The organism is Cohnella lubricantis (genome assembly GCF_014212015.1).
GTDB classification, from domain to species: Bacteria; Bacillota; Bacilli; order Paenibacillales; family Paenibacillaceae; genus Cohnella; species Cohnella lubricantis.
The window spans coordinates 54,334-80,308 of record NZ_JACJVN010000006.1; the positions used below are offsets into that span (position 1 = coordinate 54,334).

19 protein-coding genes and 2 pseudogenes are annotated in these 25,975 nt (G+C 57.4%); 17 read left to right on the forward strand and 4 right to left on the reverse strand.

The genetic code is table 11. From position 1 onward, the window contains the following. Positions 1–11 precede the first annotated feature (11 nt). From H4Q31_RS00985 to H4Q31_RS01015, 7 genes and pseudogenes are all read left to right on the forward strand, one after another. Positions 12–719, forward strand: a complete 708-nt coding sequence (locus H4Q31_RS00985) for a DNA alkylation repair protein (protein WP_185177203.1) — start codon at positions 12–14, stop codon at positions 717–719. Positions 720–801: 82 nt separating this feature from the next. Next, positions 802–1,086: pseudogene (locus H4Q31_RS00990) on the forward strand (glycoside hydrolase family 11 protein); the annotation flags it as partial. 5 nt (positions 1,087–1,091) lie between these two features. After that, a pseudogene (locus tag H4Q31_RS00995) lies at positions 1,092–1,523 on the forward strand (SUMF1/EgtB/PvdO family nonheme iron enzyme); the annotation flags it as partial. A gap of 120 nt (positions 1,524–1,643) precedes the next feature. Further along, complete coding sequence (locus tag H4Q31_RS01000) at positions 1,644–2,861, forward strand: sensor histidine kinase (RefSeq protein ID WP_185177204.1); 1,218 nt, start codon at positions 1,644–1,646, stop codon at positions 2,859–2,861. Beyond that, a complete protein-coding gene (locus H4Q31_RS01005; protein WP_185177205.1) occupies positions 2,858–3,451 on the forward strand; it encodes a response regulator transcription factor in 594 nt (197 codons plus the stop codon). Before H4Q31_RS01000 ends, H4Q31_RS01005 begins: the two co-directional genes overlap by 4 nt. Positions 3,452–3,564: 113 nt before the next feature. Next, positions 3,565–8,313, forward strand: coding sequence for a leucine-rich repeat protein (locus H4Q31_RS01010; protein ID WP_185177206.1), 4,749 nt, complete (start codon positions 3,565–3,567; stop codon positions 8,311–8,313). A 3-nt stretch (positions 8,314–8,316) separates the two neighbouring features. Next, the gene (locus H4Q31_RS01015) at positions 8,317–8,790 is read left to right on the forward strand and encodes an SRPBCC family protein (protein WP_185177207.1); all 474 of its coding nucleotides are present in this window, start codon (positions 8,317–8,319) and stop codon (positions 8,788–8,790) included. A gap of 203 nt (positions 8,791–8,993) precedes the next feature. Here the strand turns inward: H4Q31_RS01015 and H4Q31_RS01020 are convergent, their stop codons facing one another. Beyond that, positions 8,994–10,769, reverse strand: coding sequence for an ABC transporter ATP-binding protein (locus tag H4Q31_RS01020; protein WP_185177208.1), 1,776 nt, complete (start codon positions 10,767–10,769; stop codon positions 8,994–8,996). After that, the gene (locus H4Q31_RS01025; RefSeq protein WP_185177209.1) at positions 10,762–12,531 is read right to left on the reverse strand and encodes an ABC transporter ATP-binding protein; all 1,770 of its coding nucleotides are present in this window, start codon (positions 12,529–12,531) and stop codon (positions 10,762–10,764) included. The genes H4Q31_RS01020 and H4Q31_RS01025 overlap by 8 nt, the downstream gene beginning before the upstream one ends. A gap of 318 nt (positions 12,532–12,849) precedes the next feature. Here H4Q31_RS01025 and H4Q31_RS01030 point away from each other — a divergent pair, with 318 nt between their 5' ends. From H4Q31_RS01030 to cysC, 6 genes are all read left to right on the forward strand, one after another. Then, on the forward strand, positions 12,850–13,599 hold the full coding sequence (locus H4Q31_RS01030; RefSeq protein WP_185177210.1) for a C40 family peptidase: 750 nt from the start codon (positions 12,850–12,852) through the stop codon (positions 13,597–13,599). 148 nt (positions 13,600–13,747) lie between these two features. Further along, complete coding sequence (locus H4Q31_RS01035; protein ID WP_185177211.1) at positions 13,748–14,653, forward strand: phosphotransferase family protein; 906 nt, start codon at positions 13,748–13,750, stop codon at positions 14,651–14,653. 117 nt (positions 14,654–14,770) lie between these two features. Beyond that, positions 14,771–15,802 (forward strand): glycosyltransferase family 4 protein, encoded by a 1,032-nt coding sequence (locus H4Q31_RS01040; protein WP_185177212.1) that lies wholly within the window; start codon positions 14,771–14,773, stop codon positions 15,800–15,802. A 19-nt stretch (positions 15,803–15,821) separates the two neighbouring features. Continuing rightward, positions 15,822–16,601 (forward strand): sulfotransferase domain-containing protein, encoded by a 780-nt coding sequence (locus tag H4Q31_RS01045; RefSeq protein WP_185177213.1) that lies wholly within the window; start codon positions 15,822–15,824, stop codon positions 16,599–16,601. Positions 16,602–16,657: 56 nt separating this feature from the next. After that, positions 16,658–17,410, forward strand: a complete 753-nt coding sequence (locus H4Q31_RS01050; protein WP_185177214.1) for a sulfotransferase family protein — start codon at positions 16,658–16,660, stop codon at positions 17,408–17,410. Between the two features lie 25 nt (positions 17,411–17,435). After that, the gene (gene cysC, locus H4Q31_RS01055) at positions 17,436–17,963 is read left to right on the forward strand and encodes an adenylyl-sulfate kinase (protein WP_185177215.1); all 528 of its coding nucleotides are present in this window, start codon (positions 17,436–17,438) and stop codon (positions 17,961–17,963) included. A gap of 184 nt (positions 17,964–18,147) precedes the next feature. Here the strand turns inward: cysC and H4Q31_RS01060 are convergent, their stop codons facing one another. Further along, the gene (locus H4Q31_RS01060) at positions 18,148–19,224 is read right to left on the reverse strand and encodes a glycosyltransferase family 4 protein (protein ID WP_185177216.1); all 1,077 of its coding nucleotides are present in this window, start codon (positions 19,222–19,224) and stop codon (positions 18,148–18,150) included. 10 nt (positions 19,225–19,234) lie between these two features. Next, on the reverse strand, positions 19,235–19,792 hold the full coding sequence (locus H4Q31_RS01065) for a methyltransferase domain-containing protein (protein ID WP_185177217.1): 558 nt from the start codon (positions 19,790–19,792) through the stop codon (positions 19,235–19,237). Between the two features lie 544 nt (positions 19,793–20,336). Here H4Q31_RS01065 and H4Q31_RS01070 point away from each other — a divergent pair. The 4 genes from H4Q31_RS01070 (at position 20,337) to H4Q31_RS01085 (ending at position 25,923) form a co-directional block, all read left to right on the forward strand. Further along, the gene (locus tag H4Q31_RS01070; RefSeq protein ID WP_185177218.1) at positions 20,337–21,374 is read left to right on the forward strand and encodes a substrate-binding domain-containing protein; all 1,038 of its coding nucleotides are present in this window, start codon (positions 20,337–20,339) and stop codon (positions 21,372–21,374) included. Then, positions 21,371–23,020 carry a sensor histidine kinase gene (locus H4Q31_RS01075; protein ID WP_245347208.1) on the forward strand — a complete coding sequence of 550 codons (1,650 nt, stop codon included), beginning with the start codon at positions 21,371–21,373 and terminating at the stop codon, positions 23,018–23,020. Before H4Q31_RS01070 ends, H4Q31_RS01075 begins: the two co-directional genes overlap by 4 nt. Then, complete coding sequence (locus H4Q31_RS01080; RefSeq protein ID WP_185177219.1) at positions 22,995–24,311, forward strand: AraC family transcriptional regulator; 1,317 nt, start codon at positions 22,995–22,997, stop codon at positions 24,309–24,311. Before H4Q31_RS01075 ends, H4Q31_RS01080 begins: the two co-directional genes overlap by 26 nt. 214 nt (positions 24,312–24,525) lie before the next feature. Next, positions 24,526–25,923, forward strand: coding sequence for a sugar porter family MFS transporter (locus H4Q31_RS01085; protein WP_185177220.1), 1,398 nt, complete (start codon positions 24,526–24,528; stop codon positions 25,921–25,923). Positions 25,924–25,975 lie beyond the last annotated feature (52 nt).

The following is a 25,975-nucleotide window of genomic DNA, read 5'->3' on the forward strand; positions in this document are numbered from 1 at the left end:
AGTGATTCGCGATGAACTTAGAATCTCTCATGCAGGAACTCGAAGCGCTAGGCAAGGATCGGCTTAAGAAAATGTATCTGTCCAACGGCGCCCGCGAGCCGTTGTTCGGCGTAGCGACAGGCGAGATGAAGCCGCTATTCCGCCGGATTAAGATCAATCAGCCGCTGGCGGAGCAGCTTTACGCCACGGGGAACTACGACGCGATGTACTTCGCCGGCATCATCGCCGATCCGAAGGCGATGACCGAAGCGGATTATGACCGTTGGATGGACGCGGCTTACTTCTACATGCTGTCCGACTACGTCGTCGCCGTCACTTTGGCTGAGGCGGATATTGCCCAGCAGGTGGCGGACAAGTGGATCGCCAGCGGCGAGGAGCTGCGAATGTCGGGCGGCTGGAGCTGCTACTGCTGGCTGCTGGGAAGCCGGCCAGACAGCGAATTCGAGGAGAGCAAGCTTGCCCGAATGCTCGACCAAGTGAGACATACGATTCATGCCGCCCCCGAGAGGGCAATATACGCCATGAGCAACTTCATCTACACCGTGGCGACCTCCTACGTGCCGCTCCACGATCAGGCGGTCGAGCTCGCGAAGGAGCTAAGCCCGATAGAAGTCCAGAAGGACAAGCCCAAAGGTAAATTGCTGAATCCGCTCGAAAATATTAACAAAGCCATCGCCAGAGGGCAGATTGGCTTCAAGCGCAGGCATGTTAGGTGTTAATGGCCCCGACGGCCCAATTAAACCGAAGAAGCCCCCGGTCTATTGAAGGATCGGGGGCTTACTATTTTTTTCGCCGGAACAGATCAACTACAATGCCGGTGTCTGGGCGCCGTCCGGCAACGGGTATCTGACTCTCTATGGATGGACGCGCAACTCGCTCATCGAATATTATGTGGTGGATAGCTGGGGCAACTATCGGCCTACGGGAACGTACAAAGGCACCGTGAGCAGCGATGGCGGCACTTATGACATTTATACGTCTCAGCGGGTGAATGCGCCTTCCATTGACGGCACGCAAACCTTCACTCAGTTCTGGAGCGTCAGACAGTCGAAGAGAGCGACCGGAAGCAACGTCGCGATCACATTCAGGAAGCGAACGGTTACCGATTGCCGACCGAAGCGGAATGGGAATATGCGGCAAGCGGAGGCCAGATGAGCGCGAATTATCTTTACAGCGGAAGCAATGACGCGAATGAAGTGGCGTGGTATTGGAGAAACGCCGGAGATCAATATTTGTCGGGAGATTGGAATTGGCCCGCCATCGAGAATAACCATGATCGAACCCAATCGGTCGGCAGCAGGAAGTCCAACGAGTTAGGGCTTTACGATATGTCAGGCAACGTAAGAGAATGGTGCTGGGATTGGTTCGAAGACACCGAATATGGGAGCGGCTTGTTCCGGGCGGTGCGGGGCGGGGGCTGGATGGGCGACGTCGTCAGCAGCGAGTTAACTTATCGGGGCAAGTTCGAAGCGAGCGGCATGGGGCCCGATCAAGGCTTCCGTGTCGTTCGCAACGGCGATTAAGCCAAATATTGAAATCTACGAAGACTCCGTGTATCCTTTGTGTTCGCGGGGCATGTCGATCGGCGGGGGGAGTTGGAGGGTCATGAACGATCGCAACTATGAAGTTCGCGAGGCAGGCTTATGAACATCCTCGAAGACTTGTTGCTGCAAGTGGCGTTCGTCGTTACGCTGATCTTCGCCTACCAATTATTTTATTCGATCGGCTTCGGAAGATTACAGTATTTCAGGCTAACGCAGGCTCTTCTATTCGGAGTCGCGCTAGTGTTATGCATGACCTTTCCCGTTCATGTGACCGAACAATTGACGATAGACATCCGAATCGTTCCGCTGCTGCTCGGCACGTTCTACGGCGGCTTCGAGACGACGCTGTTCCTATCTTTGCTCATTCTGCTCTATCGCGCTTACTTAGGGATGGATGGGGGATTCTATGGGACGACCTTGGCCGTGTTCATGTGCATTCCCATCTTCATGTACTTCCAGTCCCGATTCCTGCGAGCGGACAAGAACCGGAGGCTGCTGACAGCGATAGGGCTAACGGTCAGCTATTGCGTGTGCAGCTTCGTCTCCATGGCTCTCTTCATCGACATGTCCGATACGTTCTGGAGTGCCATTCTTCTGTACACGGCGGTGATGGCGGCCGTCGTGCTGATCTTCGTTGCCATGAACGAGACGATTAGGGAGACGCTCGCGCGGAACCAACAGAGACTGGAGGAAGCCAAGGACGCCGAGATCGCGTTTCTGCGATCGCAGATCCAGCCGCATTTTCTCTATAATGCTTTGAATTCGATTGCCGCTCTCTGCATGATCAACCCCAGGCAGGCGGAACAGCTGACGCTCGATCTCTCCCGTTACCTCAGAAGCGGGCTCAACTTCAAGCAGATGGACACCTTCACCACCTTGGAGAACGAGCTGGAACTGACCAAGGCCTATCTCAATATTGAAAAGGTGCGCTTCGGCGATCGGTTAACCATCGAGTACGACATTCATGCCGATCCAGAGCGCCGAATACCTCCGCTAATCTTGCAGCCGTTAGTGGAGAATGCGATCAAGCATGGGCTAATGTCTCGCGTCAAAGGCGGGACTGTCAGAATATCGATCCAAGAGACAGAGGATCGCCTTCGCTTCGCCGTCGAGGATAACGGATGCGGCATGAGTGAGGAGAAGCGGCATGGCGTCTTAAGACTCGATCCGGAGCGGAGAGGCATAGGGTTAAGAAATATAGCTCGGCGAATCAAGCTGATCTACGATGCAGGCCTTCAAATCGAGAGCGAAGTCGGGGTCGGCACGAAGGTGCGCTTCGAGATTCCTTGCTCGTTAGACAAGAGGAGAGTCGGATGATAAGAGCCATTATCGTGGACGATGAACCGTTGTCGGCGCAGCGGCTGAAGTACCTGCTGTCCGCATACGAAGATCTCGAGGTAAGCCATACGTTTCTAACCCCGCGCGAGGCGTACGATTATGTGCGTGCTCATCGCATCCAGGTAGCGTTCCTCGATATCTCCATGCCGGAGGTTGACGGGATGTCGCTGTCCCGCCTCATGCTGGAGCATGATCCTTCGATATCGGCGGTGTTCGTCACGGGCTATGACGATTATGCGGTGCAGGCGTTCGAAGTGAACGCATTGGATTACCTGATGAAGCCGGTGACGGAACAGCGGCTCGCCCAGACATGGGAGAAGATCAAGGGGAGATATGAGGGGGCAGCGGCTTCCGAGGAGCTGCTGGCCGCGGACACCTTGCTGACCGGACAAGAGACCCGAATCGTGCAATATATGACGGAGGGCTTATCCAACAAGGAGATCGCGGATGCGTTGAACATTACGGCGGAGACGGTCAAGTACCATCTCAAGAACGTGTTCCGCAAGCTTGACGTCAACAACCGCGTGAAGGCGCTGCAGCGCGCCAAAGAACTGAAGATCGTTCCGTAGCCTGCAGCCAGTATAGTAGAAACGATCGCTTCCCCCCCATTCGGGGGATTTTTTATTATAGGAGAATCTTTTACATTAATAGACGATGAATGCTCACAAGTGGGAGGAGAATCATGCGTCGAATCTTGTCATTGTTGATGTTGTGCGCGCTGCTTGGCGGCAGCTTGCCCTTGCCGGCGGCTCATGCGGAGGCCGTTCAGAACAACGATTTTACTTATGCGCTGCAATTGGACGACACGTTCATGGTTACGGATTACTTGGGAACGAGCACGGAGGTCGCCATTCCGAGCGAATTCGAAGGCAAGCCGGTGACCGCGATCGGAGCGAATGCTTTTCAATCCGATCAACTGGAGCTAACAAGCGTAACGATTCCGCCCAGCATTACGCATATAGGCGATTTTGCATTCGCGCGCAATCGTTTAACCGCTATCGAGATTCCTAGCGTCACGTACATCGGTAGAGGGGCCTTCCAATACAATCAGCTGCAGAGCGTTGAGCTCGGAGACGTCATCTTCATGAATGCCTACGCTTTCGCAGACAACCAGCTGGAACGCATGACAATCCCCGACAGTCTGACCTTGATTGAAGTAGGCGCGTTCCAACGCAATCGGTTGACAAGCGTATCTCTCCCGGAAGGATTGCGGCAGATTTATGAATCCGCGTTCGCCGATAATCAGTTAACGACGCTCCAGATTCCGAGTACCGTAACCGCCATTTACGCCAGAGCGTTCGAGAACAACCGATTGGGCAACGTGGCGTTACCGCCGAACATCGATCTCGGCAGCGATAATGAGAACTCCGTATTCAGTAATAATCCGAAAGTGACGCTATATGATCCCGGCGGCGCATCGGTGAATAACCACGCCACGAAGTATAGCCTTGATACGATGCTTTGCACTTATACCATCAAGTATGACGGCAATGGCAGCACAGGAGGAGACCTGCCCGCGTCGACGGCTTACAGGTGCTATAAGCAGGCCTCCGCGGTTCCGGGCCAAGGCTCGCTAACCAAGGACGGCTACACCTTCAAAGGCTGGAACACGAAGCCGGACGGAAGCGGGACGAATTATGACGGCGGTATATATCCGATTATTTATGGCATTCAGGATCGGTCCTTTACCCTGTATGCCAACTGGGAGTTGAACTCCTATCAAGTATCATTCGACCCGGGAGGGGGCGCGCCAATCGCCGATCGTCAAGAGATCCTTCACGGAGAGCATGCGGTCGAACCTCCGGCGCCGTCGAGGACGGACTACGTCTTCGAGGGATGGTATTCGGAGACCGGTTATTCTCGCCCATGGGACTTCGACAACGACACGGTTACCGAAGATCGGACGCTGTATGCGAAGTGGAAGTGGAACGGACCGGCGACGATCGCTTCCGTAGAGCTGACGACTGATGGTGACAATGTGACGGGCGGCGATACGGTCACGATAACCGTCACGGTGAGGGACAATCACGATCTGCCGGTTGCGAACGCCGTCGTCAACCTGTCCAGCAACATGGGCCAATGGAAGCTTACGAACGACGGCGATATGTCGACGACAACGGATGCGAATGGCGAGATTACGGCCGAATGGACGGCGCCTTGGGTAGAGGCATCAGAGCCCGTGACGATCACGGCGAGCGTAGACGGAACGATCGGCATGGCGGACAGCCAGACGATTCCGATCGTTCCGTCGGAGAAGTCCAATGTCCGGTTAAGCGGCTTGTCGCTTGGCTACGGCGAACTTGACTCCATCACGCTTAGTCCGGCATTCTCGGACGACACGCTCCATTATGCCGCGGCGGATGTCGGCAATGCCGTGACGAGCATCGACGTGACGGCAACGACAGACAGTCAACTGTCCACGCTGACCATTCACTATTCGTCCGCCGCGAGCGGGTCAACCTTCGGCGTACCTGCAGGCAGCGGATCGGCTGTTAGCGTACCTTTGCAAACTGGCTTGAACCTGATTACGGTCGTCGTATCTGCGGCAGATGGTATCCATACGCAGGCGTATACGATACTCGTGCGCAGAGACGATACGGCGACCAGCGGGGATTATGCATACAGCCTGAAGGATGAGGGCAGCGGGATTGCGATTAAGAGGTACAATGGAACGGATTCGGACGTTGATATACCCGAGAAGCTAGACGGCTATGTCGTGACGGAGATCGGGATGAATGCTTTCGCGAATGAAGAGCTAACTAGCGTCACGATACCGGATACGGTGACGACCATTTCTAGCTTCGCATTCAATAACAACTTGCTGACGGCGGTGACTTTGCCGAAGGCTTTAACGAGCATTGGGGACTATGCCTTCTACGGGAATGAATTAGCTGAAATAACGCTTCCCGATGGCTTAACGGCAGTGCCCAGCCATGCATTCGAAAATAATCAGCTAACCTCGATCTCGATCCCAAGCAGCGTCACCCTGGTAGATGATTATGCGTTCTCTAACAATCTTCTTACCGAGGCGAATTTCGCTGAAGACGGATTGCAGGAGATCGGTTTCGGCGCATTCTCCGACAATCAGTTGTCTTCTGTCATCCTTCCAAAGACGACTACCTACTTGGATACGAATGCCTTTATCAATAACAAGCTCACGAAAGTGATCATGCCTGCGACCTTGCAGCTAGGGGATAACGTGTTCGGAGGGACGCAGAATGGACTAACGCTGGTGTTCCCGGCCGAAGGCGATAGAGATATGGTCAATTATGCGACGTCGAACGGATTCCCATTTGTAGCGAGTTATGTCCACGTTGAATATGACGGCAACGGCGACAGTCAAACCGAAGGGGAAGCGCCGGTCGACTACACTCATTACGATTATTATTCATCGGTTCCCATTCAGCCGAGCGGGAGCTTGAAGAGAGAGGGATATACTTTCCAAGGATGGAGCACCGAGAAGGACGGCAGCGGACAATTCTATGAGGCAGGTAAAAGTTATGCTTTCAAGCTGATCGGCGGAATTGTTAAGCTCTATGCGGTATGGGAGCCTGCGCCATATTCCGTTTCGTTTGAGACGAACGGGGGAACAGTCGTTCCTGCGACAACCGTCAATGGCGGCGCTCTTCTTGCCGAGCCGACGCCGGCGCCGAGCAAGGCGGGATATAGGTTTGCCGGTTGGTACTTGGACCCGGACTATAAGACGAGATGGAATTTCGAGCAGGATACGGTTGCCGGGGATATGACCTTATATGCCAAATGGGAGAGCAAGCAGCTCGCGGTCAGCTTAGTAACGAGCGGCAACACGGTGTTCGGCGGCCAAGAAATCTCGGTTACAGGCACCGTTTATGATGAAGACGATACGCCCCAAGCGAACGTCTCCGTTCACTTGAGCAGCTCGAGCGGAGGCATGTGGAGCGTATCGGAAGCCAGCGAGGCGACGGTGACGACCGATGATCGCGGCACATTCGAGGTGACTTGGGAGGCTCCGCATGTATTCGATGCTGCAACGGCCGAGCTATCGGCAAGCCTCGATGGATCGAGCACGGAGCCGGCAACGGTGTCCATTCAGGTAAACCCGCTGCTAGGCCCGATTCTAAGTTCGGATGCCGGCTTAGCCGGCTTGACGTTGAGCGACGGTGACTTGACGCCGGAGCTCCAAGCAGAGGTTACCAGCTATACGGCCGACGTCGGATATGCGACGAGCAGCGTCGCGATCATACCTGAAGTATCCGATGAGGCAGCAACGGTGACCGTCAATGGGAATGTAGTCGAGTCAGGTCAGCCCGTACAGATCGATCTGAATGTGGGTTCCAATTCCGTAACGATTGTCGTTACAGCTGAGGATGGTACAACTCAAACTTATGACGTAACCGTCAAGAGGGCCTCGGCTCCGATCGTCACGATCCCTGTTGCAAACGTCACGGTAACGAGCGTTCAATCCTCCGTTTATGAGGGTGACAGGCTGCAAATGATCGTCATCGTGAGTCCGGACGATGCCGCCAACAAGCAGGTGTCGTGGTCGGTGCAGAACGGAACCGGTGCGGCCGCCATCGACGAGAATGGACTGTTAACGGCCCAGAAGGCCGGTACGGTAACGGTTCAGGCGACGGCTCAGGATGGCTCAGGAGTAGTCGGAAGTCTAGCGATCACGATCTATGAACGCCAACAAGACGGCGACCCGACAACGCCGACAGAGACAGACCCGACGCCGCCAATAGATAACGCGGGAACGCAACCGACTGCGAAGCCTCCGGTTCTTCACGTTGTTCCCGGCAGACCGCCGATTGACGTGAATGACGCGGAAGCGGTCCAAACGATGATAGAGGCACTTACGGCAAAATTCAATGATCCTAAGAATGCGAACGCACCTGTGTTTCCAGATGCGGAAAACCACTGGGCGGCCGATAGCATCCGATTGTTCGCAAGGCTCGGTATTGTCCAGGGATACAGAGACGGGACATTCAAGCCGGACGCAAGCGTTACGCGAGGGGAATTCGCGGCGATCATCGTGAAGCTGTACCCGCTTGCCCAAGGAAGCGCGGCGTCGCCCGAATTTAGCGATCTCGGGAACGGTTGGGTGAGAGAGGCGGTCCTAACGCTGGCCGGCAACGGCATCATCAGCGGTTATGAGGACGGTACCTTCCGCGCCGACCGTGAGATTACGCGCGCCGAGATGGTGGCGATCATCGCAAGGATTGTGAATCTGGCTTCGGTGAAGCAAGAGAATACGGTGAATCTTCAGGATATCGATCATGCGTGGGCTAAGGAGCAGATTCAGTTAGCCGCGAATACCGGAATTATCAACGGCAGAAGCGAGAATGCTTTTGCCCCGGAACAGAGCGCTACCAGGGCAGAAGCTTTGACCGTGCTCTTGCGCGCGATCTTGCTAAGTCCTGAAATCGCACAGCTATTGGAGGGGATGAACTAAGCCATGGCAGCGAACGAATACTACATGCCTACCCATTGGCGGGTGAAGGGAAATATCTGGGAGATTTACGAGATTTGCTCGGACTTCTTGGACTACCAACGGTGGTGGCCCGAAGTGTACTTGCAGATTCAGAAGGGAGACAAGGACAAAGAGACAGGCGGCGAGGTCTACGACATTCTCTCAAGGGGCAAGCTGCCGTACAAGCTGCGCTGGAAGTCTTGCAAGACGGCCGAACAAGCGCCGCATTCCATCTCCTTGAAGTCTTCGGGAGACTTGGTCGGTCACGGAACATGGATGTTTGAACAGGACGGCGACTATGTGAACGTGCAATTCGATTGGTATGTGAACGCCCAGAAGCCGCTGCTCAAATACTTCTCCCCGATTCTCAAGCCGATCTTCACCTCGAACCACTACTGGGCGATGGCTAGAGGAAGAGAGAGCCTTGAGAGGGAATTGAGGCGTAGGCGCGAGGCTTGAACTGTCAGGCTGCAAGTTGCGATTAATCCACTTGACACTCCGCACTCGCGCGCTTCCTCTAACTAACTGCTTCACACGAAATCCACATAGCACTATCCACCAGTCTAATCTCCAAAGAAAAGGAGGTGCAGAGAGTCACAGCTCCCTGCACCTCCTTCTCCGCTATCACTAGCCGTGCGCTTCCAACAGCCAAGTGCCAGCCCCTAAGCTTCCATCTTCTGCGCCGTATACAGCCTGTAGTACAAGCCCTTGCGCGCGATGAGCTCGTCGTGCGAGCCGACTTCGGCGATGCCCTTGTCGGAGACGTACATGATGCGGTCGCAGTTCTTCACCGTCGACAGCCGGTGCGCGATAATGAACGACGTGCGTCCCTTGAGCAGCTCGTTCAGCCCTTGCTGCAGCAGCCGCTCCGTCTTGGCGTCGATCGACGACGTCGCTTCGTCCAAGATCAAGATCCGCGGGTCCGCCAGCAGCGTCCGCGCGAACGAGATGAGCTGCCGCTGCCCTTGGGACAGCTTCGAGCCGCGTTCGTTGACCTCGGTGAGGTAGCCCTGCTCGAACTCGCGGATGAACTCGTCGGCGCACACCGTCTTCGCGGCGGCGATGATCTCTTCCTCGGTAGCATCCAGCTTGCCGTACCGGATGTTGTCGAGAATCGTGCCGGAGAAGATGAAGCTGTCCTGCAGCATGATGCCCATCTGGCTGCGCAGCGACTTCAGCGTCACCTGCGAGATATCGTGTCCGTCGATGCGAATGCTGCCGCCGGTCACATCGTAGAAGCGGGAGATGAGGTTAACGACCGTCGTCTTGCCGGCCCCCGTCGGTCCGACCAGCGCGATGCTCTCGCCCGGCTTCACGTCGAAGGAGAGGTTCTCCAGAATGTTAACGCCGGGATCGTAGCCGAACGTGACGTTGTCGAACGTCACGCGGCCCTTCATCTGCGGCATCTCCGCAGCATCCGGCACGTCGCGGATCGTCACCGGCTCATCCAGCGTCTCGAAGATCCGCTCGAGGTACGCGACGGCGTTGATGAAGCTGTTGTACAGGTTCGACAGGTTCAGAATCGGCTGCCAGAAGCGGGCTGCATAGCTGCTCATCGCGAGAATGACGCCGAACGTGACGTCCGCGGGGCTTAGCGCTAGCAGCCCGATCAGATAGATCAGCGCCGTCACGATCGTAGCCAGATTGTCGACCGTGAACGGTATGAGGGCATTGTAGACCATCGCCTTCATCCATTCGGCCCGGAAGTTCGTCGCCAGCCGCGTGAAGATGCCCTCGTTCCGCTTCTCGCGCGAGAACATCTGCGTCACGCCGATGCCGCTGATGCTCTCCTGCATGTAGGCGTTCAAGTTGGAGCTCTTGTTCGAGACCGCTTGCCACGACCGGCGCTGCTTCGTCTTGATGAGCAGCATGACGCCAAGGAAGACCGGGAGCCCCGCCAGCGTGATGAACGAGAGCTTGACATCGACGGCGAACATGAACGCGGCGATGAAGATCAAGTTCACGATCTCGAGAATGAAGTTAATGATACCGTTGGACAGCACGTCCGAGACCGAGTTGACGTAGTTGACAATCCGGATCAGAATCTTGCCTTGCGGACGGTCGTCGTAATACTTGAACGGCAGCATCTGCAAGTGCTTGAATAGATCGGTTCGAATCTCGAAAATAATCTCTTGCCCCACGTTCGTCATGATCCGCGAGCGAATCGTCGCGAGCACGACGCTGACGACGATCGTCAGCAGCATCAGACCGGACCAGCCGATCAGCGCCCCATGCGCCTTCGCCGGAATGATCACGTCGACGACGTGCTGCATGATGAGCGGCGCCGACAGCCCGATGGCCGCCGACAGCGCGCTCAGCACGAACGCGATGATCATCGGCTTCTTCTGCCGCTTGATATATACCAACGCTCGGCGGAAGTGCTTCATATCGAAGGGAGACTCCAGGTTCTCGTCGATGTCGAATTTATTTCTAGCCATTCGCGCTCACCTGCCTCCCGATGCCTTCGTTCTGAAGCATGAACACTTCATAATAATAGCCTCGCTTCGCCAGCAGCTCGGCGTGCGTGCCCTCCTCGATGATGCGTCCGCTCTCGAGAATAATGATGCGGTCGGCCTTCGCCGTGGTGGAGACGCGCTGGGCAATGATGATCTTCGTACAGGGGAAATCCAGATCGCGCAGGCTCTGCTGGATGTGCATCTCTGTCTCGAGGTCGACCGCGGACGTCGTGTCATCGAGAATGAGGATCGGCCTGCGAACGGACATCGCGCGCGCCAGCGCGATCCGCTGCTTCTGGCCGCCGGACAAGCCGACGCCGCGCTCGCCTACGATGGTGTCGTATCCTTCCGGCATCTTGCGGATGAATTCATGCGCAGCGGCGAGCTCGGCGTACCGGACCACTTCTTCTTCGGGCAGATCCGGATCACCGTAGGCGACGTTGCCGTCGATCGTGTCGGAGAAGAGAAGGACGTCCTGCGTCGCAATGCCGATATTGCCGCGCAGCTCGTCGAGCTCCAGCTCGCGGACGTCGACGCCGTCCACCAGCACGCGTCCCTCGGAGACATCGTAGAAGCGCGGAATCAAGCTGATGATCGTCGTCTTGCCCGAGCCGGTGGCGCCCATGATAGCGATCGTCTCTCCGGGCTTCACGGTGAAGCTGACGTCGTGCAGCACCGTCTGGCTGTCGTATTTGAAGCTGACATGATCGAATTGGATATGACCGTCATAACGCTTCTTGTCCGCCGCACGATGTTCATTCACGATGTGCGGCTTGGCGTAGTAGATCTCCGCGATCTTGCTCAAGCTGGCGAAGAAGCGCTGGATGTCGTTGATGATGATGCCGATGTTGCGCATCGGGTTCGAGATGGCCCAGATGAGCGACGAGAATGCTGCGTATTCGCCGAACGTGATGCGGCCGTTCATGACGAAGAAGCCGCCGGCGATCATCAGGATCACGTTGAACGCCTGCGCGAACGTCTCCAGATAAGGGAAGTAATCGAGCCAGACGAGGGCCGCGGCCTTGTTCGCCTTCGAATAATTCACGTTCTTCTCCGTGAACTTCTCGATCTCATATTCCTCGCGGGCGAATGCCTTAATGACGCGGTTGCCGGCAATGTTCTCCTGCGTCGTCGAGTTCAGCTGCGACAGCTTCTCGCGGAGGCTGATGTACATCGGGCGAACCCGTCTCGCGAACAGGAAGGCAACGATGAAGATCGGAGGCGCCAGGATGAGCAGCCAGAGCGTCAGAACGGCATCAATGGTGAAGAAGTAGATGACCGCCGCCACGAAGATCGTCAGCGATTCAATGATCGTCTTGATGATCCACGCCATCGAGTGCCGAACCATGTCGAGGTCGCCCGTCATCTTCGTCATCAGGTCCCCGGTTCGGTTGCGATCGTAGTACTCCATGTCTTGGCCCTGAATCTTGTTGTACAGATAGATCCGGATGTTGTACAGCATGTTCTGCGAAGAACGCTCGTACTGCATCGTCGTCACGTAGGCCAGACCCGTACGCAGCAGGGAGAAGCCGATCATGCCCAAGGCAAGCGCGATGAGCAGTCCCCTCTGGTCGATCAGATTCTGGCGCGCATCCTCATTAGAGATGAACGTGTCGATGATGAGCTGGCCGAGATAAGGATTCGCGATCGTGAGAGCGGAGCCCACTACCGAGAGACAGAGCGCAAGCAGGTACCGCACCCTGTTGCCTTGCAGGTTGTTCCATAACCATTTGATCTCGAACATGGGGTCACCTGTTTTCCATATGGTCTGTTAATTCTGTCAATTGCGTTGCCAAGCTTCCGTTATCCAGTGATAAACAAACGTGATTATACCATAATTATCGGCAGGTCAAGACCCTAGATGTTGCTTTTTATTTAATCGATTTTGCGGTGTGTGCCGCCCGGAATTAGGAGGGGAATGGAACATTAGAAGATTCTCAATCTTTTCTAATAAAGAGTGATTTTCCCCGGTATGGCGGCGAATTTTTCCTTCATGGAAAAGTTTAGGTCGGACGAACTATGCTATCGTGAATTTCGAAATACAACACATGGAGGGATTCACATGTCTAGATCCAAGCCAATATTGCGTCAGCTCGCGGCGGTCGGCCTGTGCGCCGCCATTGGGTTCGGAGCTTTAAACATTGGACAAGCCTCGACGCCGAAGGCAGCTGCTGCAACCGTCTATGAGACGAAGGTTACATATGGAGTGAACCTTCGAGCCAGCGCGAGCACGAGCGGCCGCGTCATTCGATTGATTCATACGGGAGAGAAGGTCCATGTCGTCAGCCAAGTGAACAGCTACTGGCTGAAGGTGAAGGACCAGAACGGCAACACCGGGTATATCTCGTCGAGCGACAAGTATACGAACTATAGCGGTTCCTCCTCTTCTTCGAGCTCCTCTTCCTCTAGTTCCTCTAGCAGCAGCTCGAAGGGCGACCAAGTCGTTGACATTGCGAAAAGCTACATGGGCCGCGTCAGCTACGACTTCGGCACGCGCAACCCTTCCAAGCTCATCTTCGACTGCTCGTCGTTCACGGAATTCGTCTTCGCCAAAGTCGGCGTCGACTTGAAGTGGGGCACGAAGTATCAGAAGTCGGCCGGCTCCTATGCGAGCAAGAGCAGCTTGAAGAAGGGCGACCTCGTCTTCTTCGACACGGTCGGCAGCAATAACAAAGTCATCAACCACGTCGGCATCTACATCGGCAGCGGCCAGTTCATCCACGACACGCCGTCCCAGGACGGGCTGGCGATCAACACGCTGACAAGCGGCTACTGGTCGACGCATTACGTCACCGCCCGCCGCGTACTATAACAGTTAGTATTGATTGAGCTGTCCGGATTGTCCGGGCAGCTCATTTCGCGTACGCGGGTTGACACCTCGCAGTCCGGTTAATCCGGATAACGCAACTCTCGCATGGGGCCAAAGCCGCAGTTATAATGAGCTAGAGGTGAGGTGCCGGATGTTCGAACGGCTGATACAGCGAATGGATCGTCATAGCAAGCTGCTCCGAGCATGGGAGCTGAAGGGCGGCGTCTCAGCGCAGGTGACCGCCTTGGAAGTTCTCCTGTCGAACGGTGAGGTGCGGAAGTTAGTAGTGCGTCAGCATGGTCCAGCGGACGTAGCGCGGAACCCTCATATCGCAACGGATGAATACAAGCTGTTGAAGCTGCTGGCCGATACGGACGTCCCCGCGCCAGCCCCTTACGGCGCCGACGAATCCGGCGAGATTCTCCCTTCGCCTTATATTGCCATTGAATTCATAGAGGGAGAGACGATCCTCTCTGCCCCAACCCCTAATCAAGCCATTGACCTGTGCAATCAGTTGGCGGCCGCTCTCGCGGCGATCCACCAGGCGGATATCTCCTCTCGCGACGTCTCCTACTTGCCGAAGCAGGAGAGACGGTTATCCGAATTCCTGGCGAGAATTCCCGCGGATGTTGCCGATATGGCAGAATCCAGCCTTATAAGGGAGGCGTTGCAGCGCATCGAACCGTCGCCGCCAAGGAACAAGGAGACGCTGCTGCACGGCGATTATTGGCCGGGAAATATGCTGTGGAAGAACGGCCGTCTCGTCGCCGTGATCGACTGGGAAGATGCCGCAATAGGCGATCCGCTCGCCGATCTCGCGAATGCCAGACTGGAGATTGCCTGGTCATTCGGGACCGAGGCTATGCACCATTTTACCCGACGCTATCAAGCTCTCATGCCCTGCCTCAACTATACTTCTCTTCCTATCTGGGACTTGCGCGCCGCGCTGAAGCCCGCGATCCATATGTCCGGTTGGGGCTTGGACGAAGATACGGAGAGGGGGATGCGGGAGAAGCTGGCATGGTTCGTCAAGCAGGCTGCTAATCGACAAGGTTAGCGGCCTCTTGGCATTTGGCATGGTCGGATGATTGTCCGATGCCAACGGCGTTTAATCGACATACGCTACAGTATGCAGACAAGATGATGCGCTCATGGCTAAGGAGGTGGCGTCCCGTTGAAGCTTACGTTTCCCATCTTGACCCTCTGCAAGGGCGGCGCCCAACGAATGCTGGCAGAACTCGTGAACGGTCTTGTCCGCAAGGGACACGACGTGACGATCGTGATGCCTTCCGAAGGCGTGATCGAATATCCAGTCCAGGCCCGCGTCATACAGACTACCCGTACGGTTCTGCGAGCCGATGATTTGCCCTCGTCGGACGCGATCGTCTCCAATTATTATTTGACGGTTCCCTTGTCGCAAGCGGCAAGCGAGCAGGGCAAAGGCCGACACATCCGCCTAAGCATGTGCTACGAGCCGGTCGTGCTTCCGAACAATCACCAATCCTTCCCGACATACTTCGCTACGCAATCGTTAATTGTCATCTCTTCATGGCAGCAGAAGCTCATCGAATTATTGCACGGAATCAGAGGGACGGTAGTCCCGGTCGGTCTCGATCCCGTCTTCCGGAATCTGCACATTCGCGAGCAGAGCCGGACGATCCGTATCAGCGCCATCGTTCGGGAGCCTGAAGGGTTTGCCTTTCACCGGGATCAGCATTATTTGATGGAAGAGCTGTACGCGGTGAAGCGGGATTACCCGCATGTCGAGATCGCGTTGATCACCCCGCCGGGCGAGATGTATCGCTCCCCCGCGCTGCAACGGATGAGAGCGACGCTGCCTTACTTGTTCTATACGCCGGGCGATGATGTCGAGCTCTGCTACCACTACAATCAATCGCATATCTTCGTGACTTCTTCCATCTATGAAGCGGCCAACATGCCCGGTCTGGAAGCGATGCGGTGCGGAGCGGCGCTTGTCTCGGCTTATTCCGGAGGCAATACCGACTATGGCCGGCATGGGCACACGTGTCTCGTAGCCTATCGCCACGAGGGCTCGTTAGGGCAACAGATCCGCTTGCTGCTGAATCGTCCGGAGCTGATGCAGAGCATTGCGGCCGCAGGTGAGCAAGAGTCGCAGAAGTGGACCTGGGCGCGCAGCGTCAATGCCTTCGATCAGGCGTTAAGAGAGTATCTGTTCAATCGATAAGGGAGGTTATGATTCGATCATGTATCCGCAAGGGCCGATATCGCTGCCGCCCTTCATCTCCAGCTCCGTGCCTAAGAGCGGCACGCACTTAATGCATCAGATGCTCAACGGTATTCCAGGCGTGACGAACGACATTAACGATGCGAGCAAGAAGTTCTTCGCCAACAATCCTCCGGCCGGATTCTACGACGATCATTCCCGGCGTCTCGCCCTGCTGCAGCCGAACCAATTCGCCATCGGGCATCTGTATTACGAGGATCGTTATGCTCGAATGCTGGAACAGTACAAGCTTAAGCACATTTTCCTCTATCGCGATCCTCGTGACGTGTTCGTCTCGTTAATCTACTACATCGCCGACAACTGGATTGCGCATCCGCTGCATCCCTACTTCCGTACGAGGTACTTCACGTTTGAGGATAGGGCCGCGGCGCTGCTTCAGGGGATTCCGGAGTATTCGCTCACATTCGGGCAATATATCACGCTGTTCTACGGCTGGATCCGAGAGCCCAATTGCTTGAAGGTCTCCTTCGAGCAGCTGATGGTGACGCCTGAACGAAGAAGGGAGACGGTTCTTCGCATCCTGCACTACCTATGGGAAGGCCGTATGCTGCCGATGCCGATGCAGACGATGGCCTTCTCGATGGAATCGCGCATTAACAGCACCACCTCTCGCACCTTCCGCAAGGGACTCATCGGGTCGTGGCGTACGGAGTTCAGCGGCAGAATCAAGCAGCTGTTCAAGCAGAACGCCGGGCAATTGGTGATCGATACGGGCTACGAGAAGACGATGAACTGGTAATTAGCCTTAGGCTCCGCGGCGAACGGACATGCGCTGGTTAGGGAAGGAGGGTTCCATTGACTATGCCGGTGTTCCTTAATTCTGTGCCGAAGAGTGGAACTCATCTGCTCAAACAGATCATGTCCGGGATTCCGGGCATGCAGCTGAAGCCGTATGAATTCTATGAGGGGTATCCGCAGGATCTTGCCTTGCATGAAGCCGGCTTCACGCAGTTGAAGGACGGTGACTTCGCGGCGGGGCATGTATATTATTCGCCGGAATATGCCGCCATGCTGAAGCGCAACCGAATCAAGCAGGTGTTCTTGACGCGCGATTTGCGAGATATCGTTGTCTCATATGTTTATTTTATTGTCGGGCCGTATCCGGATCATCCGCTTCGGGAGTACCTGCTCCTGCTTGACAGCCGCAAAGAGCAGTTCCTGGCGCTGATCCGGGGCGTTCAACTGGGCAAGTTCCGCTATCCGGACATCGGGACGTGGTACGGCCAATTCCGCGGCTGGATTGGCCAGGACGACGTGTGCTGGTTGACGTTCGAGCGATTGACGGCCTCTGAGGCCGCCCGGCGCCAGGCGTTGGATCGGTTGCTGCGGTATGCGCTGAACGGACGGCTGCCTCCCGCTTCGCAGCTAGAGGCTGCGCTGGACGAGATGGAGCGGCGGATTGATCCGTCGACTTCGCTGACGTATCGCAAGGGGGTCAGCGGCGAGTGGAGGCATGAGTTCGACGACGAAGTGAAGGCCGCCTTCAAGCAGGTTGCCGGGCCGTGGCTCATCGTCGACGGCTACGAGAAGGACGATCAATGGCAATAGCTCATGGAGAGAGGGGAAGAAGCGAATGCAGAGAGGCGTAACGCTGTGGTTCACAGGGTTGTCTGGAGCCGGCAAAACGACGGTATGCCTTGAAGTCGCCAGATTGCTCGCTCTTCGGGGCGTGAAGGCAGAGCTGCTGGACGGGGACGAGATGCGCGGGCAGCTTACGGCCGGGCTCGGCTTCTCCAAGGAGGACCGCCGGAAGAATACGGCGACGGCCGCTTATATCGCGCGGCTGCTGACGCGCAACGGCATTATCGTGCTCGCGTCGTTCGTATCGCCGTACAAGTCCATTCGGGAGTCGGCGCGCGAGTCGATCGGCTCATTCGCGGAGGTCTATGTGTGCTGCCCGTTGGAAGAATGCGCTCGCAGAGATGTGAAAGGGCTGTACAAGAAAGCGTTCAGCGGGGAGATCGGGCAGTTCACCGGCGTATCTGATCCGTTCGAGCCGCCGGAAGCCCCGGAGCTCGTGCTGCACACCGACCGGGAGACAGTCGACCAATGCGCCGCGCGCGTCGTCGAATTTTTGGAGACGCGCGGCTATATCGGGTAACTCGCCTTGCAGGCGCAGAACAGCCGTCCGCACTCGCTGCGGACGGCTGCTTCTCTGTGCAGCGAAGATACTGGCTTCGGCAGTGCAACTCGCCTGGGGTTGGGCTTCGCGAGGGAGAGCGGAGATGATCGGCTTGACCGAGCATCTCCGCCCTGCGCGTCAAGCGAGCCCGCCGCTCTGCGTGTCAAGCAAGCCTGCCGCACTGCTCGAGCAGCATAGCGCGCAGATTCTGCCCGTATCTGGCGAGGGAGAACTCGGTCCTCACCAGCTGCTCCGCCTGTTCGATGATCGCTTGGCGGGCTTTGGCGTTGCTCATAAGTTCATACGCGGTTAGAGCCGCTGGCCCGGGTGCGTGCGGTGGAATAATCATTCCGCTCTTCCCGTTAAGGATCATGCTGCGGATCCCGTCCGAGTCGGTGGAGATGACCGGACAGCGGCAGAGCATCGCTTCAGCGACCGCGTAGCCGAACCCTTCATTAAGAGAGGTCGAGGCGAGGAACCCGCCGGAACGGCCGACTATGGAATAGTATTCGGCCATCTTGCTATGCGGGACATTATCGCGCCACACCGGCCGCGAACCCGGAAGCTGCTGGCTTATGAAGGCTTCGTATGCCTGCAAGTCGGCCGGTTGATTCAAGGAGGAGTCCCCGAAGATCCAGATATCCAGATCGGGACGAAGCTTGCGCAGCTCCCGGCAGATCTCGAGGAAGTACCGCCAATTCTTGTTCGGCTCCAGCCGTCCTACCCATGCGGCGATCGGGCGATTGTGCGGCGGAAGCTCGCGGTAACCGAACCGCTCCGTATCCAGACCGTTGTGGAAGCTATATTGCTTAAGCCCCGGGTACATGGTCTGGAACAACTCGCGAAGGTGCGGCGTCTGAGGATACAGCGCCGCGTTGCAGAACGAGTAGATGTAGCTTCTCGCTTGCTCCAGCGTCTCTCGGGCTTGCACCTTCGTCCCCAAGCCCTGCACCTCGAAGATCACGGGGCCGCCGAAGCCGAACTCGCGAATCCGCCATAGCATCCCATAGTTGCAAGAGACGATGACGGCGTCGAACCGCTCTTGGCGCAGAATACTCTGGATGTTGTCTCTGTTCTCCGTCACGTAGACCGGGTAACCGGGATTGTTCTTCAGGCCGGAGCCCGGCCATTGGTACAACACATGGCATTCGATGCCTTGCATCTCCAGCGCTCTGCAGCGCATCCGGTTCAGCGTCTCGACTCCTCCGCTGGCGATGAAGTAAGTGACGAGTACCTTCATAGCGCGTTCATCACCCCCAGCCTTTGAACAGGCATACCGCGAAGCTTCGGCCTGCCTGATCCTTGAACATGCGATCGTGGGCGATGGGGAAGCGGCGCAGCTCCTCCATGCTCCAAGCGCTTAAGTGGCGCTCGTGCTCATTGCCGTATACGGCGCCTTGCGGCCAATTCGTCCCGATCGGGATGATGAGCAGCACGTGGCTGCTCCGATACAAGCATTTGTCCAAGAAGTGAAGCGCTTGTGTCTTCTCGAAATGCTCCAGCACGTCCCCTAGGATGATCAGATCGTAGCGGCCCAGCGTATCGATAACCGTATAGGCGTTGCCGACATAGATTTGGTTGTAGAAGTATTGGTGGTATTGGTCGACGTTCGCGGGGAAAACCTCGATGCCGTCTATCTGCGTCGTCCATTGGCTCCGGAAGAACTTACCGCCCCATACGTCCAGGAATTCCCGGCAGAGCATCCCCCATCTGCCGTAACCGACGCCCACGTCCAGTACCTTAGCCGGCTTAACCAGGCGAATCAGTTCGACGCAGTAAGATATATTTTGCCAATTGGAAGTGCCCATCCTTACACCCCTGCTTCCTTATTGGAAAGTTTCGATCCGCCGCGGCGACGGCTTGTTGTATTGTACGGGTATTCGGCTCGGAACGGCACTACGGTTGTCCCCCCTGCCGGCAAATACGCTTCATATTATCCGCCGGGCAAGTTACAATGAGATTATGATCTCTAGGCTAAGAAGCGATGGGCGTGTATGCCCTATTCTTAAAAAAAGATGCTGCTTCAGATGAGTCGCTGGAAGACGGGGTATCCCAAGAGGCCACGATAGTGGCTTGAGGGACAGCCCTTTTTTTGCGCTTTGACCGATGGTCGGCGCACTGTGGCTATGGCTAAGTCCCGCAACAAACGCTAGGTCCGTGATCAATAAACTAACGGTCGCAACAGCCGTTATTGCGCCGTCGGAAGCCGCATCAATTGGCCAAATTACGGACGTGGCTTCCGTTAGCGATAGAGCCCTCGGCTGCTATCGCTCCAAGCAAGAAAACATCTTAACTGGTGAAAGCTATACGATGTAAATCCAACGCTCAGCTTATTGTTTAAGGAGCTATCGCATGAAGAATCGCATTTGGAACGGAGCACTCATCCTTCTTGCGCTGCTGTTCGCCGGTCTGCTCGCGGGCTTCGCGATGACTGTTCAGCATACGCGAGATTTGACCTCGCAGCTCAAACCGGAGAATGGGGCAGAAGCCGCGGCAACGGCGGGCGAACGAACCCGAATCGCCCTGATCTCGCAGGAGCAGGACAATCCGTTCTGGCAATCCGTCGAAGCGGGTGCTGCGGCGGCCGCCGAGCGTTACGGAATGGAACTCGAATATATGGGGCCTACTCGGATTAATCCCTCGGAGCAGACCCGGCTGCTCGAGAAGGCGATCGCGGAGGGCTTTGACGGCCTGCTTGTGCAAGGCCAGAACGACCTTGCCTACGCGAGCTTGATCGATCAGGCGTCCGCCAGCGGGATCCCTGTTCTGACGATTGACGCGGACGAGCCGGACAGCGCGCGGGCGGCATATGTCGGAACGGACAACTTGGAGGCAGGCCGGCGCATGGGCGAGCTCGTCGTGCGCAGCGTCGGCGACAAGGGGGAGCTCGGCGTCCTGCTCGGCAGCGAAGCGAGCAACCAGCAGCTCCGCCTGGAAGGCTTCCGCAGCGTCATCGCCAGGCATCCCGATCTCGTCATCGCGGATGTGCGTACCTCTAACATCTCCCGCTTGCAGGCGGAAGAGCAGACGGAGGATATGTTGCGCGAACATCCGGACCTGAAGGCCGTAATCGGCTTCAGCGCGCTGGATGCGCTCGGTATCGCAGAAGCGGCCGACCATCGGCAAGCGGACGGCCTCCTCGTGTTCGGGTTCGACGATCCGGGCAATACCCGACAGGAGATCGGCCGAGGCCGGATTGCGGCGGTGATCGTTCAACAGCCGGGGCAGATCGGCGAGAAGGCTGTCACCCTGCTTCACGACTATATGCAGGGCAAGAAGATCGAAGAGCTGCACTATACCGGCACGGCTGTGCTGGACCGTGCCGCGCTCGCCGCAAGCGAAGACGGCGTGTCCAGTCAAGCCTGTGTCCCTTTGGAGAGCTGCCCATGACGATTCGCGCGAAGCTGCTCATTGTCATTCCGCTTCTAGTTCTCGCGGCGAATACCGTGATCTTCTTCCTATTCCGAAGCTCTGCGCTCGTTCAAGGCGGCTACGACCGGATGATGAACCGGATTCTCGCTTACAAGCAGTCAGTTCAGAGCGCGGACGAATCGCTTCAGGCGCTCTACAATTATCTGCTCGATCCGGGGCCGGAGCTTCTCACCGAGATGGAGCAACTGAACGATGAGCTGCGCTTTAGCGGGGATACGCTCCATCAGCTTGGCCAGCTGCCTTCCCTTGCCTCGCAAGCGGAAGGCTATCTGAACTTGATCGACACGCTCGCCGAGCAGGAACGCCAAGCAGCGGAGGCTGCGTCCGCAACGCCGAAGGAAGCGCTGGCGCAGTATGAATCCGCGGAGAAGACAGCCGGGTTCATTCGCGAGGAGGGCTCGCATCTCGTCGATCTCGAGCTTGGCGTCGACCGCCCGGTCTTCCTGCAGATCCAACGGGAGAACGAGCGAATGAACCGACTGGGAGCCGCCGTCATCGCCGTGCAGACGCTTCTCGGCGTAGGGCTCGCCCTCTGGGTATCTCGCAGCGTGACCGATCCCGTCGGGCGGCTCGTTCGCATGGCTCGCCGCATCTCTCAGGGGATGCCGCTTGCGGAACCGGCTGATGCAGCTTTGACTGCCGGCCGGGCCAACTGGGAACCTGACGATCCCAATGCCCGCTCCCCAACCGGCAGCGTCGCTCAAGCTCATGACCAAGCCCAAACCAATCCGGGCGCTCAGTCCCGATCCGATGCCCGCCTCAACGCCTCTGCCAAGGACGAGCTGGGCATCCTGACGAACGCCTTCGTCCAGATGATCGAGTCGCTTCAAGCAGCCGCCGATCGGGACAAGGAACGGCTCGAGCAGGACCGCTTCGTCAAGGAGCTGGAGCTGCGCGCGCTGCAGAGCCAGATTCAGCCGCACTTCCTGTTCAACTCCTTGAACGTGCTATCCAAGCTCGCGCTCCTGGAAGGAGCGGAGCGGACGTCCGATCTTATCGTCTCCATGTCCAAGCTCATTCGATACCGTCTTCGCAGACTGGACGAGCCGGTCTCGCTGCGCGACGAGCTGGGGCACGTCATGGAGTACGTCGCCATTCAGCAAGCCCGATTCGGCAGCCGCGTCCGGTTCGAGACCGACATCGACGATGCCGCCTTGCCGGCGAGGATTCCGGCGCTGACCGTTCAGCCGCTCGTCGAGAACGCGTTCGTGCACGGCATCGAGAGCATGGAAGCGGGCGCCGTCATCAGGCTGGCTATCGCGCGGGAAGGCGGCGACGCCGTCATCGAAGTCGCAGACAACGGCGCCGGCATGGACGAAGCGATCCGCCTAGCGCTGCTGCAGCTCGATTATGAGCCGGAAGCTCAGCCGCAGCCGCAAGCCTCGCCGCAGCCGCAAGCCTCGCCGCAGCCGCATCCACATGCCGCGCCGATCTCGGCCGGCCTAGGCACACGCAACGTTTTCCGAAGAATACAGCTGTTCACCGGACGCAGCGATGCCATCCAGATTCGGAGCGAGCCTGGGCAAGGCACGACGTTCACGATCCGCATACCGATGACACCGAAGGAGGAACCCGCCGATGTACCGCCTATTGATCGCGGATGATGAAGCGCTGGAGAGAGAAGGCCTCGAGTGGATCGTCCAGCGGATGCTCCCGGACACCTTCGAGATTGTGCAGGCCGAGAATGGCAGGCGGGCGATCGAGCTGGCGGAGGAGCGAAGGCCGAATATCGTGCTAATGGATGTCCAGATGCCGGGCATCCAGGGGCTTGAGGCGCTGCGGGAGATTCGCAAGCTGCTGCCCGATGCGAAGTTCGTGCTCGTGACCGCGTACGATTCGTTCCACTATGCGCAGGAAGCGCTGACGCTCGGCGTCAAGGAGTATATCGTCAAGCCGGCCAGCCGGGAGCAGGTAGCCTCGCTGCTGCAGCGGTTGGCGGACGAGCTCGACCAGGAGAGATCGAAGCGGGCCGAACATCTGACCCTTCGGAACAAAGTGTCCACGCTTCAGCCTCTCGTAGAGAATGAGCTCGCTCTTATCCTGATGGTCGATCAAGTGGCGGGCGAAGGTCCGGAGCAGCTCGCGCAGTGGCTGGAATTCCCGCTAGAGGATTGCCGCTGCCTCGTCATCGCCTTCCCCGGGCACGATAGCGCGGAGGACCGCAAACCGCTGTACGAGACGATTCGGCGAACCGCGAAGTCGTTCGGGCCGTGCCTCGTCAGCTCCATCGTGGAGCGCCATCTGGCTGTCTTCCTGCGGAAGCCGCCTCAGGCTGCGGACGATTGGAAGGAGGAGCCGATCCGCCTCGCGCGCAAGCTGAACGACGTTGTCCAGCCTCTGCTGAAGACGGAGATCTCCATCGGCATCGGTTCGCTTCAGAGCGGGGCAGAAGGCCTGCGGCAGTCCTACTTCGAAGCCGTGTTCGCCTCCACATGCTCGGACCAGGTGTGCCTGTTCGAGGATTTGAAGGCGGGCGGAGGCCCCCGGGTTCCCGGGCAGGGAGCTGACAGCGAGGGCTGGCAGAGCTATGTCGCATCCGCCCTTCGGCGGATCCGGGAGATTCGCGAGGAGCAGACGTCGACGGTGATCGATCGGGCCAAGCAGTATATCCGCCAGCATTATTCCGAGGAGCTGTCGCTCGAGGAGGCAGCAGAGTCGGTTCATCTGAACCCGTTCTACTTCAGCAAGGTGTTCAAGCAGCACGTCGGCGAGACGTTCATCGATTACCTGACCGGCCTGCGCATCGACCGCGCCAAGCAATTGATCGAGGAGGAGGACCTGAGCCTGAAGGAAGTGAGCTACCAGGTCGGCTACAAGGACCCTAACTACTTCAGCCGCGTGTTCAAAAAGGTAACCGGCGTCGCCCCTTCGGAATACCGTTCGCAGCTGAAGTGATCGGCGTACACCTTCCCGGGTCTGCTTCGCCGACATGGATTATTTTGCGGTATCGCGCAATATTGTGCGATTCGCGGTCGAATCTGCCCCAAACTCCCCGCTGGCAAAATAATTGTGCGGGAACTACGCAAATTAGTGAAGAAGATCATGCGCCGTCCGTCGCCCTCCTGGTGCTATACTGAAGTCCAATCGCTAGGGAAAGGACAGATCACCAATGGCATCCATAACAGCTAAGTCCCGCAGCGGCGAACAGCTGAATATGAAATACGTGCTTCTCATCTCCATCATCGGCGCGGTCGGCGGCTTGTTGTTCGGCTTCGACACAGCGGTCGTCTCCGGCGCTGTCGGCTTCTTGGACGAGCGCTTCAACTTGAGCGAATTCGGCGAAGGCTGGGCGGTATCCAGCTTGATCATCGGCGCCGTCGTCGGCGCCATCTCATCCGGCTGGCTCAGCGACGGCCTAGGCCGCAAGAAAGTGCTGATCAGCGCAGCCGTTCTATTCATTATCGGTTCGGTCGCTACGGCGCTTCCGTCCACATTCTCGGGCTACATTATCGCCCGGATGGTCAGCGGCATCGGCATTGGCATCACGTCGACGCTCTGCCCCATCTACAATGCGGAGATCGCTCCGGCCCGCTATCGCGGACGGCTGGTCGCTCTGAACCAGTTCGCCATCGTAACCGGCATCTTCTTCACCTACTTCGTCAACTCGGGCATCGCTGGCGCAGGCTCTGACGCTTGGGACATCTCGACCGGCTGGCGTTGGATGTTCGGCGTCGGCGCGGTACCGGGCATAATCTTCATGGCTCTGCTGTTCCTCGTGCCGGAGAGCCCGCGCTGGCTGATCAAGAACGGCAAGCCGGAGAAGGCGCTGAGCATTCTGCTTCGGATCCACGGAGAAGAAGCGGCCAAGCAGGAAGTGCTTGATATCAAAGCATCGTTCCGTGAAGAGCGCGGCTCGATCCGCGACTTGTTCAAACCGGGCCTTCGATTCGCGATGTTCGTCGGCATTGGTCTGGCGATATTCCAGCAAGTAACCGGCATTAACGCGATTCTGTACTACGCTCCCGAGATCCTGAAGCAGACGGGAGCGGGGACGAACGCAGCGCTCATTCAGACGATTCTGGTCGGCGCGGTGAACATGGTCTTCACCGTCGTGTCGATCTGGCTCATCGACAAGGTCGGCCGCAAGGCGCTTCTGCTGACCGGCGTATCGATCATGGCTGTATGCCTCGGAGTGATCGGCCTTCTCTTCAACACCGGTCACAGCTCTGGATATACGGTGCTGGTCTTGATCCTGATCTACACGGCGGCATTCGCTATCTCGCTCGGCCCGGTCGTATGGGTGATGCTCTCCGAGATCTTCCCGAACCGGGTGCGCGGCTTGGCGACGTCGATCGCTTCGATGTTCCTCTGGGCTGCGGACTATGCCGTCTCGCAATCCTTCCCGCCTCTACTGGATTGGGCAGGCCCTGCGGCAACCTATTGGACATTCGGCATCCTGTCCGTTATTGCGGTCCTCTTCACGGTCTTCTTCGTGCCGGAGACCAAGGGCAGATCGCTGGAGCAGATGGAGAGCCTCTGGAACCAAGGCAAGGCGCAGAGCCGTTAATCGAATCCTATCCTTCGCTCGTCACCGCTTGACAGCTTAATGCTGCCGAGCG

Excerpts from the sequence above, each read along its gene's own strand:
- H4Q31_RS01020 (WP_185177208.1), bottom strand. The coding sequence starts at position 10,769 with ATGGCTAGAAATAAATTCGACATCGACGAGAACCTGGAGTCTCCCTTC.
- H4Q31_RS01075 (WP_245347208.1), top strand. The coding sequence starts at position 21,371 with ATGACGATTCGCGCGAAGCTGCTCATTGTCATTCCGCTTCTAGTTCTC.
- H4Q31_RS01070 (WP_185177218.1), top strand. The coding sequence starts at position 20,337 with ATGAAGAATCGCATTTGGAACGGAGCACTCATCCTTCTTGCGCTGCTG.
- H4Q31_RS01000 (WP_185177204.1), top strand. The coding sequence starts at position 1,644 with ATGAACATCCTCGAAGACTTGTTGCTGCAAGTGGCGTTCGTCGTTACG.
- H4Q31_RS01065 (WP_185177217.1), bottom strand. The coding sequence starts at position 19,792 with ATGGGCACTTCCAATTGGCAAAATATATCTTACTGCGTCGAACTGATT.
- H4Q31_RS01080 (WP_185177219.1), top strand. The coding sequence starts at position 22,995 with ATGTACCGCCTATTGATCGCGGATGATGAAGCGCTGGAGAGAGAAGGC.
- H4Q31_RS01005 (WP_185177205.1), top strand. The coding sequence starts at position 2,858 with ATGATAAGAGCCATTATCGTGGACGATGAACCGTTGTCGGCGCAGCGG.
- H4Q31_RS01030 (WP_185177210.1), top strand. The coding sequence starts at position 12,850 with ATGTCTAGATCCAAGCCAATATTGCGTCAGCTCGCGGCGGTCGGCCTG.
- H4Q31_RS01045 (WP_185177213.1), top strand. The coding sequence starts at position 15,822 with ATGTATCCGCAAGGGCCGATATCGCTGCCGCCCTTCATCTCCAGCTCC.
- cysC (WP_185177215.1), top strand. The coding sequence starts at position 17,436 with ATGCAGAGAGGCGTAACGCTGTGGTTCACAGGGTTGTCTGGAGCCGGC.
- H4Q31_RS01025 (WP_185177209.1), bottom strand. The coding sequence starts at position 12,531 with ATGTTCGAGATCAAATGGTTATGGAACAACCTGCAAGGCAACAGGGTG.
- H4Q31_RS01085 (WP_185177220.1), top strand. The coding sequence starts at position 24,526 with ATGGCATCCATAACAGCTAAGTCCCGCAGCGGCGAACAGCTGAATATG.
- H4Q31_RS01015 (WP_185177207.1), top strand. The coding sequence starts at position 8,317 with ATGGCAGCGAACGAATACTACATGCCTACCCATTGGCGGGTGAAGGGA.
- H4Q31_RS00985 (WP_185177203.1), top strand. The coding sequence starts at position 12 with ATGAACTTAGAATCTCTCATGCAGGAACTCGAAGCGCTAGGCAAGGAT.
- H4Q31_RS01035 (WP_185177211.1), top strand. The coding sequence starts at position 13,748 with ATGTTCGAACGGCTGATACAGCGAATGGATCGTCATAGCAAGCTGCTC.
- H4Q31_RS01060 (WP_185177216.1), bottom strand. The coding sequence starts at position 19,224 with ATGAAGGTACTCGTCACTTACTTCATCGCCAGCGGAGGAGTCGAGACG.
- H4Q31_RS01010 (WP_185177206.1), top strand. The coding sequence starts at position 3,565 with ATGCGTCGAATCTTGTCATTGTTGATGTTGTGCGCGCTGCTTGGCGGC.